This is a genomic window from Streptomyces sp. NPDC096132 (genome assembly GCF_044763345.1).
Classification (GTDB): Bacteria; Actinomycetota; Actinomycetes; order Streptomycetales; family Streptomycetaceae; genus Streptomyces.
The window spans coordinates 226921-243899 of sequence record NZ_JBIWGA010000002.1; the positions used below are offsets into that span (position 1 = coordinate 226921).

The 16979-nt window shown below is 70.3% G+C and carries 16 protein-coding genes; 8 read left to right on the forward strand and 8 right to left on the reverse strand.

Annotated elements, in window-relative coordinates:
- Positions 1-164: 164 nt before the first annotated feature.
- The 5 genes from ACIRF9_RS05415 to ACIRF9_RS05435 all read left to right on the forward strand — a co-directional run bounded on the left by ACIRF9_RS05415 (position 165) and on the right by ACIRF9_RS05435 (position 4385).
- Positions 165-851 (forward strand): maleylpyruvate isomerase family mycothiol-dependent enzyme, encoded by a 687-nt coding sequence (locus ACIRF9_RS05415; protein ID WP_403816697.1) that lies wholly within the window; start codon positions 165-167, stop codon positions 849-851.
- Positions 852-860: 9 nt separating this feature from the next.
- On the forward strand, positions 861-1517 hold the full coding sequence (locus ACIRF9_RS05420) for an MBL fold metallo-hydrolase (RefSeq protein ID WP_403816699.1): 657 nt from the start codon (positions 861-863) through the stop codon (positions 1515-1517).
- 314 nt (positions 1518-1831) lie between these two features.
- Positions 1832-2716 carry an ABC transporter substrate-binding protein gene (locus ACIRF9_RS05425; RefSeq protein WP_403816702.1) on the forward strand — a complete coding sequence of 295 codons (885 nt, stop codon included), beginning with the start codon at positions 1832-1834 and terminating at the stop codon, positions 2714-2716.
- Positions 2713-3636, forward strand: coding sequence for an amino acid ABC transporter permease (locus ACIRF9_RS05430; RefSeq protein ID WP_403816704.1), 924 nt, complete (start codon positions 2713-2715; stop codon positions 3634-3636). The genes ACIRF9_RS05425 and ACIRF9_RS05430 overlap by 4 nt, the downstream gene beginning before the upstream one ends.
- Positions 3633-4385 (forward strand): amino acid ABC transporter ATP-binding protein, encoded by a 753-nt coding sequence (locus ACIRF9_RS05435; RefSeq protein WP_403816707.1) that lies wholly within the window; start codon positions 3633-3635, stop codon positions 4383-4385. Before ACIRF9_RS05430 ends, ACIRF9_RS05435 begins: the two co-directional genes overlap by 4 nt.
- Positions 4386-4431: 46 nt before the next feature.
- Here the strand turns inward: ACIRF9_RS05435 and aroQ are convergent, their stop codons facing one another.
- Positions 4432-4905 (reverse strand): type II 3-dehydroquinate dehydratase, encoded by a 474-nt coding sequence (gene aroQ, locus ACIRF9_RS05440; protein ID WP_403816710.1) that lies wholly within the window; start codon positions 4903-4905, stop codon positions 4432-4434.
- Between the two features lie 197 nt (positions 4906-5102).
- On the opposite strand from aroQ, the gene ACIRF9_RS05445 reads away from it, so the two are divergent.
- Positions 5103-6374: an MFS transporter gene (locus ACIRF9_RS05445; protein ID WP_403816713.1), complete on the forward strand. Its 1272-nt coding sequence runs from the start codon at positions 5103-5105 to the stop codon at positions 6372-6374.
- A 19-nt stretch (positions 6375-6393) separates the two neighbouring features.
- Here the strand turns inward: ACIRF9_RS05445 and ACIRF9_RS05450 are convergent, their stop codons facing one another.
- From ACIRF9_RS05450 to ACIRF9_RS05480, 7 genes are all read right to left on the reverse strand, one after another.
- The gene (locus ACIRF9_RS05450) at positions 6394-7494 is read right to left on the reverse strand and encodes a calcium:proton antiporter (protein ID WP_403816716.1); all 1101 of its coding nucleotides are present in this window, start codon (positions 7492-7494) and stop codon (positions 6394-6396) included.
- Between the two features lie 66 nt (positions 7495-7560).
- Positions 7561-7875: a hypothetical protein gene (locus tag ACIRF9_RS05455; RefSeq protein ID WP_403816719.1), complete on the reverse strand. Its 315-nt coding sequence runs from the start codon at positions 7873-7875 to the stop codon at positions 7561-7563.
- A gap of 126 nt (positions 7876-8001) precedes the next feature.
- Complete coding sequence (locus ACIRF9_RS05460; protein ID WP_403816722.1) at positions 8002-9003, reverse strand: TerC/Alx family metal homeostasis membrane protein; 1002 nt, start codon at positions 9001-9003, stop codon at positions 8002-8004.
- A gap of 222 nt (positions 9004-9225) precedes the next feature.
- Entirely contained in the window at positions 9226-11316 is a 2091-nt protein-coding gene (locus ACIRF9_RS05465; protein ID WP_403816725.1) for a TerD family protein, read from the reverse strand.
- 54 nt (positions 11317-11370) lie between these two features.
- The gene (locus ACIRF9_RS05470; protein WP_403816728.1) at positions 11371-11949 is read right to left on the reverse strand and encodes a TerD family protein; all 579 of its coding nucleotides are present in this window, start codon (positions 11947-11949) and stop codon (positions 11371-11373) included.
- Between the two features lie 161 nt (positions 11950-12110).
- Entirely contained in the window at positions 12111-14255 is a 2145-nt protein-coding gene (gene uvrB, locus ACIRF9_RS05475) for an excinuclease ABC subunit UvrB (RefSeq protein ID WP_403816731.1), read from the reverse strand.
- A gap of 105 nt (positions 14256-14360) precedes the next feature.
- Complete coding sequence (locus tag ACIRF9_RS05480) at positions 14361-15224, reverse strand: MHYT domain-containing protein (protein WP_403816734.1); 864 nt, start codon at positions 15222-15224, stop codon at positions 14361-14363.
- 272 nt (positions 15225-15496) lie between these two features.
- On the opposite strand from ACIRF9_RS05480, the gene ACIRF9_RS05485 reads away from it, so the two are divergent.
- A complete protein-coding gene (locus tag ACIRF9_RS05485; protein WP_403816738.1) occupies positions 15497-16369 on the forward strand; it encodes a glycerophosphodiester phosphodiesterase in 873 nt (290 codons plus the stop codon).
- Between the two features lie 35 nt (positions 16370-16404).
- A complete protein-coding gene (locus ACIRF9_RS05490; protein ID WP_403816740.1) occupies positions 16405-16959 on the forward strand; it encodes a methylated-DNA--[protein]-cysteine S-methyltransferase in 555 nt (184 codons plus the stop codon).
- The last annotated feature ends 20 nt before the right edge of the window (positions 16960-16979 follow it).

Sequence of the window (16979 nt, forward strand, 5' to 3'; positions counted from 1 at the left end):
CTAGGGGGAGCCACTGACAACGCCGGTCGGATTCACCGGTTGACAACAATCCCCGGCCATCCAGCATGCCCGACGCCGCCACCGACCATATAGCACGTGCATTCGATTTTGGGCCACGGTCCGACACCTTCACCCGAAGGAGTGGCGGAGCTAAGGTCAGCAGCATGATTGATCACGCTCATGACCTGGTGTCTGTACGTGAAGCGACCGAGCGACTGCTCACCGCAGTCGGCAAACTGGACGACGCGGCGGTGCGGGAGCCGTCACGCCTGTCCGGCTGGAGCCGCGGTCACGTCCTCGCCCACCTCGCCCGCAACGCGGACGCCCTCGTGAACGTCCTCGAGGGCCGGCCCATGTACGCCGATGCCGCCGTCCGGGACACCGACATCGAGCGGGACGCCCCGCGCCCCCTGGACGTCCAGCTCGCCGACCTCCGCGAGAGCGCCGCCCGCTTCCAGGAGGCCGCGGCCGTGCCCGCCGACTGGTCGCGCACGGTGGAGCTGCGCAACGGCGTCACCGACGCGGCGGCCAGGGTGCCCTTCCGGCGCTGGGTGGAGGTCGAGCTGCACCATGTGGACCTCGGCATCGGCTACGAGCTGGAGGACCTGCCGGAGGACTTCGTCGCGCGGGAGATCGACTTCCTCACGGAGCGGTTCGCCGGGCACCCCGACGTACCACCGACCCGTCTGACGGACGGCACACACGCGTGGATCACCGGCCGGGGGGCGGAAAACCCGGCGGTGACCGTCACCGGGTCCCGCGCCGATCTCCTGGGCCGGCTCGCCGGGCGCCGCGACGGATCCGGGCTGACCGTGGCCGGCGGACCGCTCCCGGCCCTGCCGCCGCTATAGGCTGCCGTCATGACGTACAGCGGAGAGGTGACGGTCGGCGGCCCGGCGGACGTGCACGAGCTCAAGGACCTGATGATCACCAAGATCGCGGTCGGCCCGATGAACAACAACGCCTATCTGCTGCGCTGCCGGGCCACGGACGAGCAGCTGCTGATCGACGCGGCCAACGACGCGCAGGCACTGCTCGGGACGATCGGCGACGACGGCATCGCGTCCGTCGTCACCACCCATCAGCACGGCGACCACTGGCAGGCACTCGCCGAGGTCGTCGCGGCCACGCGTGCGCGTACGTACGCGGGCCGGGAGGACGCCGAGGGCATCCCCGTACCGACCGACGTCCTGGTCGACGACGGCGATGTCATCCGCGTGGGGAACGTGGAGCTCACCGCGCGGCATCTGGTCGGGCACACGCCGGGCTCGATCGCGCTCGTCTACGACGACCCGCACGGGCATCCCCATGTCTTCACGGGCGACTGCCTCTTCCCGGGCGGCGTGGGCAACACCTGGAAGGATCCGGAGGCGTTCGCCAGCCTGATCCACGACGTCGAGACGAAGATCTTCGACGCGCTTCCGGACGAGACCTGGGTCTATCCGGGACACGGCAACGACACCACGCTGGGCGCGGAGCGGCCGCACCTTCCGGAGTGGCACGCGCGCGGGTGGTGAGTCACGGGTGGTGAACTCCTGACACGGGGCGCGTGAAGTCGTTCACGCGCCCCGTGTGAATCGTGCGCACGCGCCGGTGCCCCACGCGCGCTCCCCGCACACGTGGTTGCGCGGTCAACTGGTGGCAGCCCCGCGCGGGATGACGGCTCCGGCGCGGAATGGGCCGCCGGTCTACGATCCCCGCCCTCGGCCGGCGGCCCAGGCAAGACATGGCACCGCGACCCTGTTCACGAGAATGCAACACGCGTTCCCACTATGCGGACAAACACCGGCGTGACGTGGACAAACAGGGATTTCGCTGCCACTCTCCCGCCATGCACCTCGCCCCTCGTGTTCTGCGCCGCGCCGTCGCCGGCGCCACCGTCGCCCTCCTCGCGACCGCGGTCGGCTGCGCCCCGCAGCCCGAGGCCGACGCGTCCGCCACGTCCTCCGCGTCGACCGGAACGACCTGCGCCAAGGGCGAGTTGGCGACCAAGACCTCGGGCAAGCTGACGATCGCCACGGACGAACCCGCGTACGAGCCGTGGTTCAAGGACGACAAGCCGTCCAACGGCAAGGGCTTCGAGTCGGCGGTGGCGTACGCCGTGGCGAAGCAACTCGGCTACGACCAGAGCGCCGTCGTCTGGCAGAGCGTGCCGTTCAACAAGGCCTTCGCGCCGGGTGAGAAGACCTTCGACTTCGACATCAACCAGGTGTCCATCAGCGACGAGCGCAAGAAGGCGGTCGACTTCTCGTCCGGCTACTACGACGTGCGCCAGGCCGTCATCGCGCTGAAGGGCACCAAGGCCGCGAAGGCCACGAGCATCGCGGACCTCAAGAGCCTCAAGCTGGGCGCCCAGGTCGGCACGACGAGCCTCGACTACATCGACGACGTGGTGAAGCCGACCCAGGACGCCGCCGTCTACGCGAAGAACGACCAGGCCAAGTCCGCGCTGAAGAACGGCCAGGTCGACGCCATCGTGGTCGACCTGCCGACCGCCTTCTACATCACCGCCGCCGAGGTGACGGACGCCCAGATCGTCGGCCAGTTCGAGAACCAGGGCGGCACGCCGGAGCAGTTCGGGCTCGTGCTCGACAAGGGCAGCGCGCTCACCTCCTGCGTGACGGACGCCGTGGACGCCCTCCGCAAGGACGGCACGCTGGCGAAGATCGAGCAGGAGTGGCTCTCCGACGCCGTCGACGCCCCGGTGCTCAAGTGACGGTCACGAAGGACGAGTCCGGCCAGGAAGGCGCGGACGGCAAGGGGGACATGCCCGGGGGCGGCAGCGGTGACGCGTACGTCCCGTCGCAGCGGCGGCGGGAGCGGGAGCGCTACAAGCGCACGCGTGCCCGCCGGGCGACGGCGATCGCCGCGCTGTCGACCCTGGTCACCGCCGTCGTCCTCTACCTGGTCGTCGTCAGTGCGCCCGGCTGGCCGCGCACCAAGGAGACGTTCTTCAACGGGCAGTACGCGCGCGAGGCGTTCCCCAAGGTCCTGGACGGGCTCTGGCTGAACCTGCGGCTGCTGCTGGTCTGCGGTGCCGCGGTGCTGGTGCTCGGCATGCTCATCGCCATAGCCCGCACCCTGCGCGGCCCCGTCTTCTTCCCGCTGCGGGTGCTGGCGGCCGCGTACACGGACTTCTTCCGCGGACTGCCGCTGATCATCAACCTGATGATCGTGGTCCTGGGCGTTCCCGCGCTGCGTCTGCAGGGCGTGACGGTCGACCCGGTGTGGCTCGGCGGTACGGCGCTGACGCTGACCTACTCGGCGTACGTCGCCGAGGTGTTCCGCGCCGGCATCGAGTCCGTGCACCCCTCGCAGCGCGCCGCGGCCCGCTCGCTGGGCCTGTCCAACCGGCAGGCGCTGCGGTACGTGGTGCTCCCCCAGGCGGTGCGCCGTCAGGTGCCGCCGCTGCTGAACGACCTGGTGTCGCTGCAGAAGGACACCGGTCTCGTGTCGATCGGCGGCGCCGTCGACGCCGTACGCGCGGCGGACATCATCGTGGGCCGCAGCCTCAACTACACGCCGTACATCGTGGCGGGGCTGGTCTTCGTCGCCCTGACCATTCCGATGACCCGCTTCACGGACTGGGTGACGGCCCGGATGGACCGTCAGCGGGCCCAAGGAGGAACGACATGAGCGACGCGCCGGTGCTGCGGATGGAGTCCGTCCGCAAGACCTTCGGCGGCTCGGTCGTCCTGCGGGACGTCGACCTGGAGGTCGCCCCGCACACGGTGACCGCGCTGATCGGCGCCTCCGGCTCCGGCAAGTCCACGCTGCTGCGCTGTGCCAACCTCCTGGAGGACATCGACGACGGCGCGATCTGGCTGGACGGCGAGGAGATCACCGACCCGCGTGCCGACCAGGACGCGGTACGGCGCCGGATCGGCGTGGTCTTCCAGGCGTACAACCTGTTCCCGCACATGACGGTGCTGGAGAACATCACGCTCGCGCCGCGCCGCGTGCACGGCGTCGCCCGCGCGGAGGCCGAGGAACAGGCCAGGGGGCTGCTGGAGCGGCTCGGACTGGGCGGCAAGGCCGGCGAGTACCCCGACCGGCTCAGCGGCGGCCAGCAGCAGCGTGTGGCGATCGCGCGCGCCCTCGCCGTACGTCCCCGGCTGCTGCTGCTCGACGAGATCACCGCGGCCCTCGACCCGGAGCTGGTGGGCGAGGTCCTGAACGTCGTGCGCGACCTCAAGGGCGACGGCATGACCATGGTGCTGGCCACGCACGAGATGGGCTTCGCCCGCGAGGTCGCCGACCAGGTCTGTTTCCTGGACGGAGGCGTGGTGCTGGAGCGCGGCACCGCCGAGCAGGTCTTCGGCGACCCGCAGCAGGAACGCACGCAGCGGTTCCTGCGGCGGATCGTGGAAGCCGGCCGCCTCTGACTTTGCTGCTGTCGCGTGACTTTGCCGCTGTCGCGGCGGCCGGTGTCTACGCGTCGGCCTGGCCCGATCCGGCCAGAGCGGCGACGCGCTCGACGCCGAACACGTATCCCTGCACCCCGCACCCCGCGATGACGCCGTCGGCGCGCAGGGAGACGTACGAATGGTGGCGGAAGGACTCGCGCTTGTGGATGTTGGAGATGTGGACCTCCAACACCGGCAGGCCGTCACAGGTGTTGAGCGCGTCCAGGATCGCGACCGACGTGTGCGAGTAGGCGCCCGGATTGATCACGATGCCGCAGTGGTTGAGGCGTGCCTCGTGGATCCAGTCGACCAGCTGACCCTCGTGGTTGGACTGCCGGAAGTCCACCGTGCCGCCGTGGGCCGCCGCCGCCTTCACGCACATCGCCTCGACGTCGGCGAGCGTGTCGGACCCGTAGATCTCCGGCTGGCGCTGGCCCAGGAGGTTCAGGTTGGGGCCGTTCAGGATCATGATCGGGGCGTTGGCCAGGGTGCGGGGCACGGTTCCTCCGGTCCGTTCGGGGGCGGTCCGTCGGGGACCGCTGCTCAGAACCGGTCTATCACGGTGAAACGGCGCGGTGAGAGGCCGCCTCCGTCACCCTGCCGCCCCTCCCGTCACCCCGCGCGCCCCCGTAACCGGCCGTCACCGTGGGTAGTTGACGCGACATGCACGATGTACGCACCGTAAGGGCGCCCTCCATGCCACGGCTCGCCGCCGCCTCGCTCGCGGGGACGGCCATCGAGTTCTACGACTTCTTCGTCTACGGGACCGCGGCCGCGCTGATCCTGGGGCCGCTGTTCTTCCCGACGTTCTCGCCGCTGGCCGGGACGCTGGCCGCGTTCGGGACGTTCGGCGTGGGCTTCGTGGCGCGGCCGCTGGGGTCGGTGCTCTTCGGGCACATCGGGGACCGGCGCGGCCGGCGCCCGGTCCTCGTGGTCTCGCTGCTGCTGACGGGGGCGTCGACGGTCGCGGTCGGCTGTCTGCCGACGTACGACAGGATCGGTGCGGCCGCTCCCCTGCTGCTGCTCGTACTGCGCTTTCTGCAGGGGCTGGGGCTCGGCGGGGAGTGGGGTGGCGCGGTGCTGCTCACGGCGGAGCACGCGCCCGCCGATCGGCGGGGGCTGTGGTCGAGCTTCCCGCAGGTCGGGCCCGCGGTCGGGTTCGTGCTCGCCAACGGGGTGGTGCTGGTGCTGTCGGCGACGCTGACGGAGGCGCAGTTCGCCCAGTGGGGGTGGCGGGTGCCGTTCTGGGCGGCCGGGGTGCTGGCCGTGCTCGGGCTGTGGCTCAGGTCGTCGCTTCCGGAGAGCCCCCGGTTCCTGGAGATCGGCGAGCACGCGCGCGTGCCGCTCGCGGAGGTCGTGCGCGACCACTGGCGGCTGGTCCTGCTGACCGCGGGCGGGCTCGCCGTCGGCTACGCGATCTTCTACACCGTGACGACCTGGTCCCTGGCGTACGGGACGGAACGGCTCGGGGTGAGCCGTACCGTCATGCTGACCTGCATCATGGGCGCGGTGGTGGTGAAGGGCGCGCTGACGCCCGTGGCGGCGATGCTGGGCGACCGCTTCGGACGGCGGCCGCTGTGTCTCGTCGGGTGCGCGGCGGCCGCGCTGTGGATGATGCCGATGGTGGCGCTGTTGGCGACCGGCGCTCCCCTGCCGATGTTCCTGGGTTTCCTGGGGGCGCTGCTCGCGTTCGTCACGATGTTCGGGGTGATCGCGGCCTACCTGCCCGAGCTGTACGAGCCGAGGGTGCGCTGCACGGGCGCGGCGGTCGGCTACAACCTCGGCGGTGTCCTCGGGGGCGCGCTCACGCCGATCGTGGCGACGGCTCTGGCGGAGCACTCGGGGCGGGTGCCGTGGGGTGTGGGCGCGTACCTCACCGGGATCGCGCTGCTCAGCCTCGGCTGCTTCGCGCTGCTGCCGGAGACCCGGCCGGTGCCGGTGGCGGCCGTACGGCCGGTCATGGAGTGACCTGGTCGATCATCTTCGGTCATGGGTTGATGGCCAGCTCCAGGTAGGCCGCGAACAGCACGAGGTGGACGCCGCCCTGGAGCGGGGTGGCCCGTCCGGGTACCACCGTCAGGGAGCTGACGACGACGGTCAGCGCGAGCAGCACCATGTAGGTGGCGCCCAGGCCGAGGACGAGCGGGCCGGAGAGCCAGACGGAGGCGAGGGCGACGGCGGGGATCGTCAGGCCGATGCTGGCCATGGCGGAGCCGAGCGCGAGGTTGAGGCTGGTCTGCACGCGGTCGCGGCGGGCGGAGCGCAGTGCGGCGATGGTCTCGGGGAGCAGCACGAGCAGCGCGATGACCACCCCGACGACGGCTTGGTGCAGGCCGGCCGCCTCCACTGCGGACTCGATCGTCGGCGAGACGCCCTTCGCGAGGCCCACCACTCCGATCAGGGCCAGACCGAGGAGCCCGAGGCTGATCAGGGCGGTCCGGGAGGACGGCGCGCCCGCGTGGTCGTCGGCGGTGATCACCTCTCCCTGGCGGGTGACCGGCAGGAAGTAGTCGCGGTGCCGGACGGTCTGGGTCGCCACGAACAGGCCGTAGAGGATCAGCGAGGACAGTGCGGCGAAGGTGAGCTGGACGGTGGAGAACTCCGGGCCCGGTTTGCTGGTCGTGAAGGTCGGCAGGACCAGACTGAGGGTGGCCAGGGTCGCGACGGTGGCGAGGGCGGCGCCGGTGCCCTCGGGGTTGAAGACGGCTGTGCCATGGCGCAGGGAGGCCACCAGGAGGCACATGCCGACAATGCCGTTGCAGGTGATCATCACGGCCGCGAAGACCGTGTCCCTCGCCAGCGTCGCGCTCTTGTCGCCGCCGTCCACCATCAGGGTCACGATCAGGGCGACCTCGATGATCGTCACGGCGATCGCCAGGACGAGGGAGCCGAAGGGTTCACCGACCCGGTGGGCGACCACCTCGGCGTGGTGCACGGCGGCCAGGACGGCCCCGGCGAGGACCGGCGTCACCAGCGCGACGACCGCTGCGGGCAGGTCGCGGCCCCAGGTCAGGGCCAGGAGGACGACTGCGAGCACCGGCACGAAGGACGTCCACCGGGTGGTGAGCGACCTGAGCCGAGCGATCATGCAGCGATCGTCGCAGAGCTGCCAGGGCTTCGCATTCCGGCTTCTAGGGCCGGTGCGCCCCCCGCATCACCTGAACTCGGCCGCGTCCTCGACGTCGCAGTCGACGAAGGACGGGGGCGTGGTGCAGAGCGCGGCCATCCGCTCCGCGAACTTGCTGGTCTCGGGGGATTCGCTGTTGCGCATGGCCTCCTCGTAGGAGTCGAACTCGACCACGACCAGGTAGCGGTTCGGCTGGTTCCTGTCCTTGAGGACGAGGCGGCGCCTGGGGCCGTCCGCGCTGTCCCTGAGGCCCTGCTCGCCCTCCTCGGCGAGCGCCCGCATCTCGTCGATGCGGTCGGTCTCGAAGTCGATGATCTGTACGAACTTCTGTGAAGTGCCCATGGTGCCTCCGCCCGTAGCGGGCGTCTCCTGGTGGAGACGCCCGTGTCCCAAGGAAGCACCGGGAGCGGCGGTCGGCAATTCGCCGCGCACCGCTCCCCGGGCTGGTTGTTTCTACGTCGTCCGTGGTCAGGCCTGGATGCTGTCCTTCGGAGCGCCTTCGCTCGCGGTCTGCGCCTCTTCGGCCGCCGCCTGCTTCTTCGAGGCGCGCAGGCTGGTGATCGTGGTGACGATCAGGACGGCGCAGATGACGCCGAGCGAGACCGGGATGCTGATCTCGGGGACGTGGACCCCGGACTCGTGCAGCGCGTGCAGCACCAGCTTGACGCCGATGAAGCCCAGGATGATCGACAGGCCGTAGCTGAGGTGGACCAGCTTCTTCAGCAGGCCGCCGATGAGGAAGTACAGCTGCCTGAGGCCCATCAGCGCGAAGGCGTTGGCGGTGAACACGATGTACGGGTCCTGTGTGAGGCCGAAGATCGCGGGGATGGAGTCGAGGGCGAACAGCACGTCGGTGGTGCCGATCGCCAGCATGACGACCAGCATCGGGGTCATGACCCGCTTGCCGTTCTGCTGGATCCACAGCTTGGTGCCGTGGTAGCGGTCGGCGACACCGAACCTGCGCTCGGCGGCCTTGAGCAGCTTGTTCTCCTCGAACTCCTCGTCCTCCTCGTCGGCCCGGGCCTCCTGGATGAGCTTCCAGGCGGTCCAGATGAGGAAGGCACCGAAGAGGTAGAACACCCAAGCGAAGCTGGCGAGGATGGCGGCGCCCGCGGCGATGAAGATGGCCCGCAGGACCAGGGCTATGAGGACGCCCACCAGCAGGACCCGCTGCTGGTACTGCGACGGAACCGCGAACTTCGCCATGATCAGGACGAAGACGAAGAGGTTGTCGACGCTGAGCGACTTCTCGGTGATGAAGCCGGCGAAGAATTCGCCGGCGGGCCGGCCACCGCCGAAGACGAGCAGGCCGAGGCCGAAGAGGCCGGCCAGGGCGATCCAGACGACGGTCCAGATGCCCGCTTCCTTGATCGACACGTCATGCGGCTTGCGACCGATGAAGAAGTCGACCGCGATGAGGGCGGCCAGGCCCACGATGGTCAGAACCCACAGGTTCAGGGAAACATCCACTGCGCCTCCGGCAGTACGTAACGGCAGGTAATCAGCGTCGTCGCGCTGCCGGAGGTCTCTTCCACCCGGAAGTGGGCCGACGCCCCGGGATCGAGCCGATCCGTATTGACGGGTACGCCGCAGCAGGGAGTACTCCCCTCCGTGAGGAAAACAGTACCCCAATCACCAAGGAAAGGTAAAGCGATTGGCAAAAGAAAGACCAAATCCCCTGGTCAGGTGTCTTTACATGTGCTTGGTGCGAGCCCTCGCGACTTGGGCGAGCACCTGCTGGAGCACCTGGCTGCCGGGCGGCACGAGCGCCGGTTCGTACGTCCAGGCATGCCCGACCCAGGGGTCCGCCAGGTGGTCGTCGGGCACCGGGGTCAGCCGGAGCAGCCCGCGCCACAGCGGGTCCAGCAACGGACCGTAACCGGCGGCGTCCTCCCGGTCGGCGACCAGCATCAGATGGACGCCGACGGAGGGGCCCTCGTCCGCGAGGTAGCGGAGTTGGGTCACGGCACGGTCGTCGAAGCCGTGCGGGAAGTCGTTGACGACCAGAAGCTGCTGGGACGTGTCGAAGCCGGGCGGGAGGGAGTCGGCCGCGCCGCCCCGCACCGCCATCTGCACCAGGTCGACGCGCTGGGTCAGCCGGCCCAGGACGTCCGCCACCCCCGCGGCGCCGGCGGCGGGCGGGGCCGCGAGCACTCCGGCCTGAACGAGCGGAGCGAGCGCCTGCGCGCCCGAGCCCGCCGGGTCGATGACATGCACGGTGAACTCGCCCGCCGGATACGCCGCCAGCAGCCGGGCGGTGTGCGCCACGGCCGACACCAGGGCGAGATGCCGCAGCTCGTGGGAGTCGGCGAACGACTCCTCGGACGACGGCGTGTTTCCGCTGTCGATCCACAGCCCGCGCTCCAGCGGGAGCCTGACGAGCACGGGGATGCGCAGCGGGTCGCTCTCGGGCAGGTGGAGGTCGCCCAGGCGCAGGGCCATGGGCATCTCCATGGGGACGCGGTAGGCGTGCCACACGGGGTTGTCCCAGCGGGCGTAGGCCGGGGGCAGCGCCGGTTCGACGACGTCGGCCTCGGCCGTGAGCTGGACGAGGTCCCGCTCCAGGGCCTCCCGGGCCTGGTCGACGAGCTGGATGTGTCTGGCCTGGGCCGCCTCGCGGGCCGCGTCGCCCTGGCCGCCGATCCTGCTGCGCGGGTCGGACAGGACCTGGTCCAGCTCCTTCTCCAGGCGCGTGTCGGCGAAGTCGACGGCACTGCGGTAGGCGGCGGTGGTGCGGGCCAGGTCCTCGAACATGCCCCAGACCTGGTTGTAGAGCCGCTCGTCCATGGACCAGCCGGTCGCGTCGCCCGCGACGGGCGGGGCGGGCTGCCCGGGCTGGGCCGGGGGCGCGGTGGGCGGGGGCGGCGGCGGAGCCGCGTTCTGCCGCCGGGGGTGGACGTAGTCGACCGGGCCGCCGCTGGTGGGCGGGGCCGGTGTCGGCTGGGGGGTGGACGCGGGGTCCATCGGTGCGCCCGTCGGCACGGAACCCGTCGGTGTGGGACCGGGTGTGCCCGTCGGGTAGCCCGTCCCGGTGCCGGACTGCGGGCTCTGGCCAGGGCCGTACGGCCCGGAGGCGCTCTGCGAGCCCTGCCCCGGCCCGTAGGGGCCGGTGGCGCCCTGCGCTCCGTACGGGGAGCCGCTCTGGTCCGGGCCGAGCGCGGACGCGGCCGCCTGCCGGGCACGGTCGCCGTCGGCCGGGCGGGGCGGTGGGGCCGGCACCGAGCGGGCCAGGCCCTGGGCCACCGCCTCGTTGATACCGGCCGCGAGCTGGTGCGCCTGCGGAAGGCCCTGGTCGGTGAGGAGTTCGGCGAGGCCGCCCGCGTACCCCTGCCCGACGGCGCGCACCTTCCAGGCGCCCTGGCGCCGGTAGAGCTCCAGGGCGACGACCGCCGACTCGGCGGACAGGCCGGTGAGGGTGTACGTGGCGATCTCGGTGCCGTCGAGGCCGGTGACCGCGACGGCGGGGGACGGGACGGAACCGAAGCTGACCGGCCCGCCCCCGTCGGCCGGCGGCAGGGAGAGCAGTACGTTGACGCGGTGCACGCTCGCCGGCATGGCGTCCAGGTCCACCGCGAGACGGTGATCGGCGGCGGCCTGCCGGGAGACCTCCAGGCCGGGCAGCGTCGGCGAGCCCGGGTGGGCCACCCCTTCGACGCCCTGCGCCGTGCCGTTCTCGTCGCTGAGCGTGGCCGCGGCCACGACGGGCGTGCCGGCCGAGACCCTGATCTCGAGGCGGGCCTGGGAGAGCGGGTGGTTCTGCCCCCGCACCAGCTCGGCCGTCATCGCCTGTCCCCCTGTGTCGCGTGTGGTGTTGTCGTGTCCGCGGGCCGGGTCGTGTTACAGCAGCGGCAGCAGGGCGGGCATCAGGTCCTGGAAGGTACGGCCGTTGGCCGGCGTACCGAGGGCCGTCATCGTCCAGCCCGAGCCCGATCGGTGCACCTTGGCCATCACCTGGGCCGTGTAGGCGCCGCCGCCCGCGAGCGTGTAGCGCGCCAGCTCCTGGCCGTTGGTCTCGTCGACCAGACGGCAGAAGGCGTTCTGCACCTCCTGGAAGGTCTGGCCCGTGAAGGAGTTCACGGTGAAGACGATCTGGTCGATGTGGACCGGGACGCGTGCGAGGTCGACGAGGATCGCCTCGTCGTCGCCGCCCTGGCCGACGCCGCCCACGAGGTTGTCACCGGTGTGCCGGACGGAGCCGTCGTCGCTCACCAGGTGACGGAAGAAGACGACGTCGACGGGCTGCTTGTCCGCGAACAGGACGGCGGAGGCGTCGAGGTCGATCTCCCGGGTACGGGAGCCGAACAGGCCGCGCCGGGGGGCCGCCTGCCAGCCGAGACCCATGCGGACCGCGGTCAGGCTGCCCCCGTCGTTCTTCTGCAGACTGATGGCCTGGCCCTTGGTCATGTTGACGGTCACGGGCTGATTCCCCTCTCGAACTGTCCCCTGTTGCCGCGGACTCCGCGGTTGCCGGAAACCCTACGCACAGGCACTGACAGTCCCGTACCCGGGCACGCACTTTGTGTCGGTCTTGCAACACAGCGCGTGCGCGGCCCGGGAACAGGAGCCGCACGGGTCCGTCAGGCCAGCCCCGCCTCCTTCATCTGACGCAGTTCCTTCTTCATCTCCGCGACCTCGTCACGCAGTCGGGCGGCGACCTCGAACTGCAGGTCGGCGGCGGCGGCCCGCATGCGCTCCGTCATCTCCTCGATCTGCTCGGCGAGTTCGGCCGCGGGGCGGTCGGTGGGGACCGTCTCCTTGGCCTTGCCCTTGGCGGCCTTGGTCTTCGCGCCCTTGGCCGCCTTGTCGCCGAGGGAGGGCACGGGGGCCTTGGTGCCCCGTCCGTCCTTCTTCGCGCGGTAGCCGGTGCCGAGCAACTGCTCGGTGTCGACCTCCTCGCGCGCGATCTGCGCGACGATGTCGTTGATCTTCTTGCGGAGCGGCTGGGGGTCGATGCCGTTCGCCGTGTTGTAGGCGACCTGCTTCTCGCGGCGCCGGTTGGTCTCCTCGATGGCCCGCTCCATCGCCGGGGTGATCTTGTCGGCGTACATGTGGACCTGGCCGGAGACGTTGCGGGCCGCACGGCCGATGGTCTGGATCAGCGAGGTGCCGGAGCGCAGGAAGCCCTCCTTGTCGGCGTCGAGGATCGCCACCAGGGACACCTCGGGCAGGTCGAGTCCCTCACGGAGCAGGTTGATGCCGACCAGCACGTCGAACTCGCCGCCGCGCAGCTCGCGCAGCAGTTCGATGCGGCGCAGGGTGTCGACGTCGCTGTGCAGATAGCGCACCTGGATGCCCAGTTCCAGGAAGTAGTCCGTGAGGTCCTCGGCCATCTTCTTGGTCAGCGTGGTGACCAGGACCCGCTCGTCCTTCTCCGTGCGCTTGCGGATCTCGTGCACCAGGTCGTCGATCTGGCCCTCGGTGGGCTTGACGACGACCTCCGGGTCGATGAGGCCGGTGGGACGGATGATCTGCTCGACGACGCCGTCCCCGCGCGAGAGCTCGTACTTGCCGGGCGTCGCCGACAGGTACACGGTCTGACCGATGCGCTCCTGGAACTCCTCCCACTTCAAGGGGCGGTTGTCGAGGGCGGAGGGCAGCCGGAAGCCGTGGTCGACGAGGGTGCGCTTGCGGGAGGCGTCGCCCTCGTACATCGCGCCGATCTGCGGGACGGTGACATGGGACTCGTCGATGACGAGCAGGAAGTCGTCCGGGAAGTAGTCGAGCAGGGTGTTCGGCGGGGAGCCGGGCGAGCGGCCGTCGAAGTGCATCGAGTAGTTCTCGACACCGGAGCAGGAGCCGATCTGGCGGAGCATCTCGAGGTCGTACGTGGTGCGCATCCGCAGGCGCTGGGCCTCGAGGAGCTTGCCCTGCTTCTCCAGTTCGGCCAGACGCTCGCCCAGCTCCTTCTCGATGTCGTTGGCGGCCCGCTCCAGGCGCTCGGGGCCCGCGACGTAGTGGGAGGCGGGGAAGACGTACAGCTGCTGGTCGTCGCTGATGATCTCGCCGGTGAGGGGGTGCAGGGTGGACAGGGCCTCGATCTCGTCGCCGAACATCTCGATGCGGACGGCGAGCTCCTCGTAGACCGGGAAGATCTCGATGGTGTCGCCGCGTACCCGGAAGGTGCCGCGGGTGAACGCCAGGTCGTTGCGCGTGTACTGGATGTCCACGAAGCGGCGGAGCAGGTCGTCCCGGTCGATCTCCTCGCCGACCTTCAGGGGGACCATGCGGTCCACGTACTCCTGTGGCGTGCCGAGGCCGTAGATGCAGGAGACCGAGGCGACCACGACGACGTCACGCCGGGTGAGCAGCGAGTTCGTCGCGGAGTGGCGCAGCCGCTCGACCTCCTCGTTGATCGAGGAGTCCTTCTCGATGTAGGTGTCCGACTGCGGGACGTAGGCCTCGGGCTGGTAGTAGTCGTAGTACGAGACGAAGTATTCGACCGCGTTGTTCGGCAGCAGTTCCCGGAATTCGTTCGCCAGCTGGGCGGCGAGGGTCTTGTTCGGGGCCATCACCAGGGTGGGCCGCTGGAGCTTCTCGATCATCCACGCGGTGGTGGCGGACTTGCCGGTGCCGGTCGCGCCGAGGAGGACGACGTCCTTCTCGCCGCCCTCGATGCGCTGGGCGAGCTCGGCGATGGCCGTCGGCTGGTCGCCGCTGGGCTGGTAGGGGCTGACGACCTCGAAGGGCGCCACCGTGCGTTCGATGTGAGAGACGGGCCGCATGCCATCCACCGTACGACCACCCACTGACAACGGGGTCGGATCAGCGGTTTCACCGGGGAACGGAGCTCGGTCCGGGAGGGGCTCGGGGGTGCGCGGGGTGCGGGGTCAGCGGTTCTGCGGGGTGCGTGACTCGCGGTGGGGCACCCCTCGGCGGGTGCGGAGCGCGGTACGGCGTGCGGCGTGCTGTACGGGCGGGTGTGCCGGGACGCCGGGCTTGTGCTCGACGGGGGTCCAGTCGGGCTTCATCACCATCAGCGGGTCGAACATCACGACGACCCCGGCGAGGAGGAGGAAGGCGAGGGGACCGATCAGCATCGGCGCGAGCAGGGCCGCGGGCGAGTCGCCCTCGGTCGGGGTGCCGGTGGCGTGCAGGTGGACGCTCAGGGCGGCCATGCCCGTGTAGTGCATGCCGGTCACGGCCAGCCCCATGACGAGGCTGGCACCCACGCTCCACAGGAAGCCCCTGACCTGTCCGGCGGCCCACAGCGCGGCGGTGGCAGCGGCCATGGCTATGGCGACGGAGACGCCGACGGTGAACGTGTTGTATTCCAGCTTGCCGCTGAACCGCATCCCGGCCATGCCGAGGTAGTGCATCGACGCGATGCCCAGACCGGTGATCGTGCCGCCGGTGAACAGCGCGGTGCCGGTCGCACCCCTGTAGCCGACGATGAAGATCCCCACGCCCACCATGACGATGGCGACGCCGAGGCTGGCGTAGGTCGTCGGTTTGTCGTAGTGGATCGGCGCCCCCTTGACCGTGAAGCCCATCATCGCGATGAAGTGCATGGTCCAGATGCCGGAGCCGATCGCCGCCGAGCCGAGGGCGAGCCATCCGGGGCGCCAGGAGTGGGCGACGAGCAGGGCTCTGGTGGTGCAGCGCAGGCCGAGGGCACCGCCGAGGCAGGCCATGACGTAGGCCACCAGCGGTGTGACGAGTCCGTAGCTGAATCCGTCGACCGTGCCTTGCATGCGCGGTTGCCCTTCCGCCCTGTTGCTCGATTTCCCTGAAACGGGCCCTCCCAGGACCGCGTGAGCGGTCAAAGGCTGAGAGAGAGTATGACTCCCACCGGAATGGTCGAACGATTTTCCGGCAAAGAAACACGTCCTTGCCGCACATGTGCGGCAGCAGTGAGCGGGCTCGGACGTCTCCTTTCATCCTGTGGTCATCCTGCACCCCTCCGTCGTTGACTCTGTGCTGTCACAGTGGAGCTGTACGTGATCACACGACGCGAGGAGTACGCATGCACGCGCGCGCACTTGCCGCCACGACCACCGCGCTCCTGGGCACCGTCGCCCTTCTGCTCCCCGTTCACGACGCCCGAGCGGGCATCGCCGCCCGGGCCGCGGTGATCGCCCACAGGGGTGCCTCCGCACTCGCACCGGAGAACACCCTCGACGCCGTCGACGAGGCCTCCGCCCTGGGCATCCTCTGGGTGGAGAACGACGTCCAGCGCACCAAGGACGGCGAGCTCGTGGTGATCCACGACGACAGTCTCCGCCGTACGACCGACGTCGAGGAGGTCTTTCCCGACCGTGCGCCCTGGAAGGTGAAGGACTTCACGGCGGCCGAGATCGCGCGGCTGGACGCGGGAAGCTGGTTCGGGGACACGTACACGGGCGCGCGCGTACCCACGCTCGAACAGTACGTGGAACGGGTGGAGCACAACCACCAGAAGCTGCTCCTGGAGATCAAGAACCCCGAGCTGTACCCGGGGATCGAGCAGCAGACGCTGAAGCTGCTGAGCAACGAGGGCTGGCTCGACCGCCGGCATGTCACCGGCCGGCTGATCGTGCAGAGCTTCAGCGCCGACAGTCTGCGCACCGTGCACGCCCTGAAGCCGGCGGTGCGCACCGGCCTGCTGGGCGCGCCGGCCAAGGCGGACCTGGCCCGGTACGCGGGCTTCGCCGACCTGATCAACCCGTCGCACACCGCCGTGTCCCGCGGCTATGTCGACGCCGTGCACGCGCTGAGGGGACCGCACGGCCAACCGATGCGGGTCTTCGTCTGGACCGTCGACGACGCCGCCACCGCGCGGACCGTCGCCGGGTACGGCGTCGACGGCGTCATCACCAACAAGCCGGACGTGGTGCACAGGGCCCTGTACTGGTACTGACCCGGTTGTCAGTGGCAGGTCGTACGGTGGGTCGCATGAACAGCCATGGGCACAACGAGCAGCAGGTCGTGTGGGCCGTCGTCGGCACCGACATCGGTCCGCTGCTGCTGGCCGCGACCCGCGAGGGTCTGGTCAACGTCGTCTTCCACGCCACCGTGGCGGTCCGTGACAAGGCGCTCGGCCGGCTCGCGGACAGGCTGGGCACGGATCCCGTCGAGGCGCCCGATTCCCCGCTGCTGACCGAGTCGATACGGCAGGTCGACGCCTACTTCGCGGGTGAGCGGCGCGACTTCGAGCTGCCCCTGGACTGGTCGCTGATCTCGGGCTTCAACCGCCAGGTCCTGCGCGAACTCGCCTCCGGTGTGCCGTACGGCGCGGTCGTCGGCTACGGGGATCTCGCCAAGCGGGTCGGGCAGCCGGGTGCGGCGCAGGCGGTGGGGACGGCGATGGGTGCCAATCCCCTGCCGGTCGTCGTGCCCTGCCACCGGGTCGTCGAGAGCGACGGCGGCATCGGCGGGTTCGGGGGCGGTCTGGAGACCAAGCGGAAGCTGCTCGCGCTGGAGGGGGTACTGCCCGAGCCGCTGTTCTGAGGACCGGGCCCGCGCCGTCA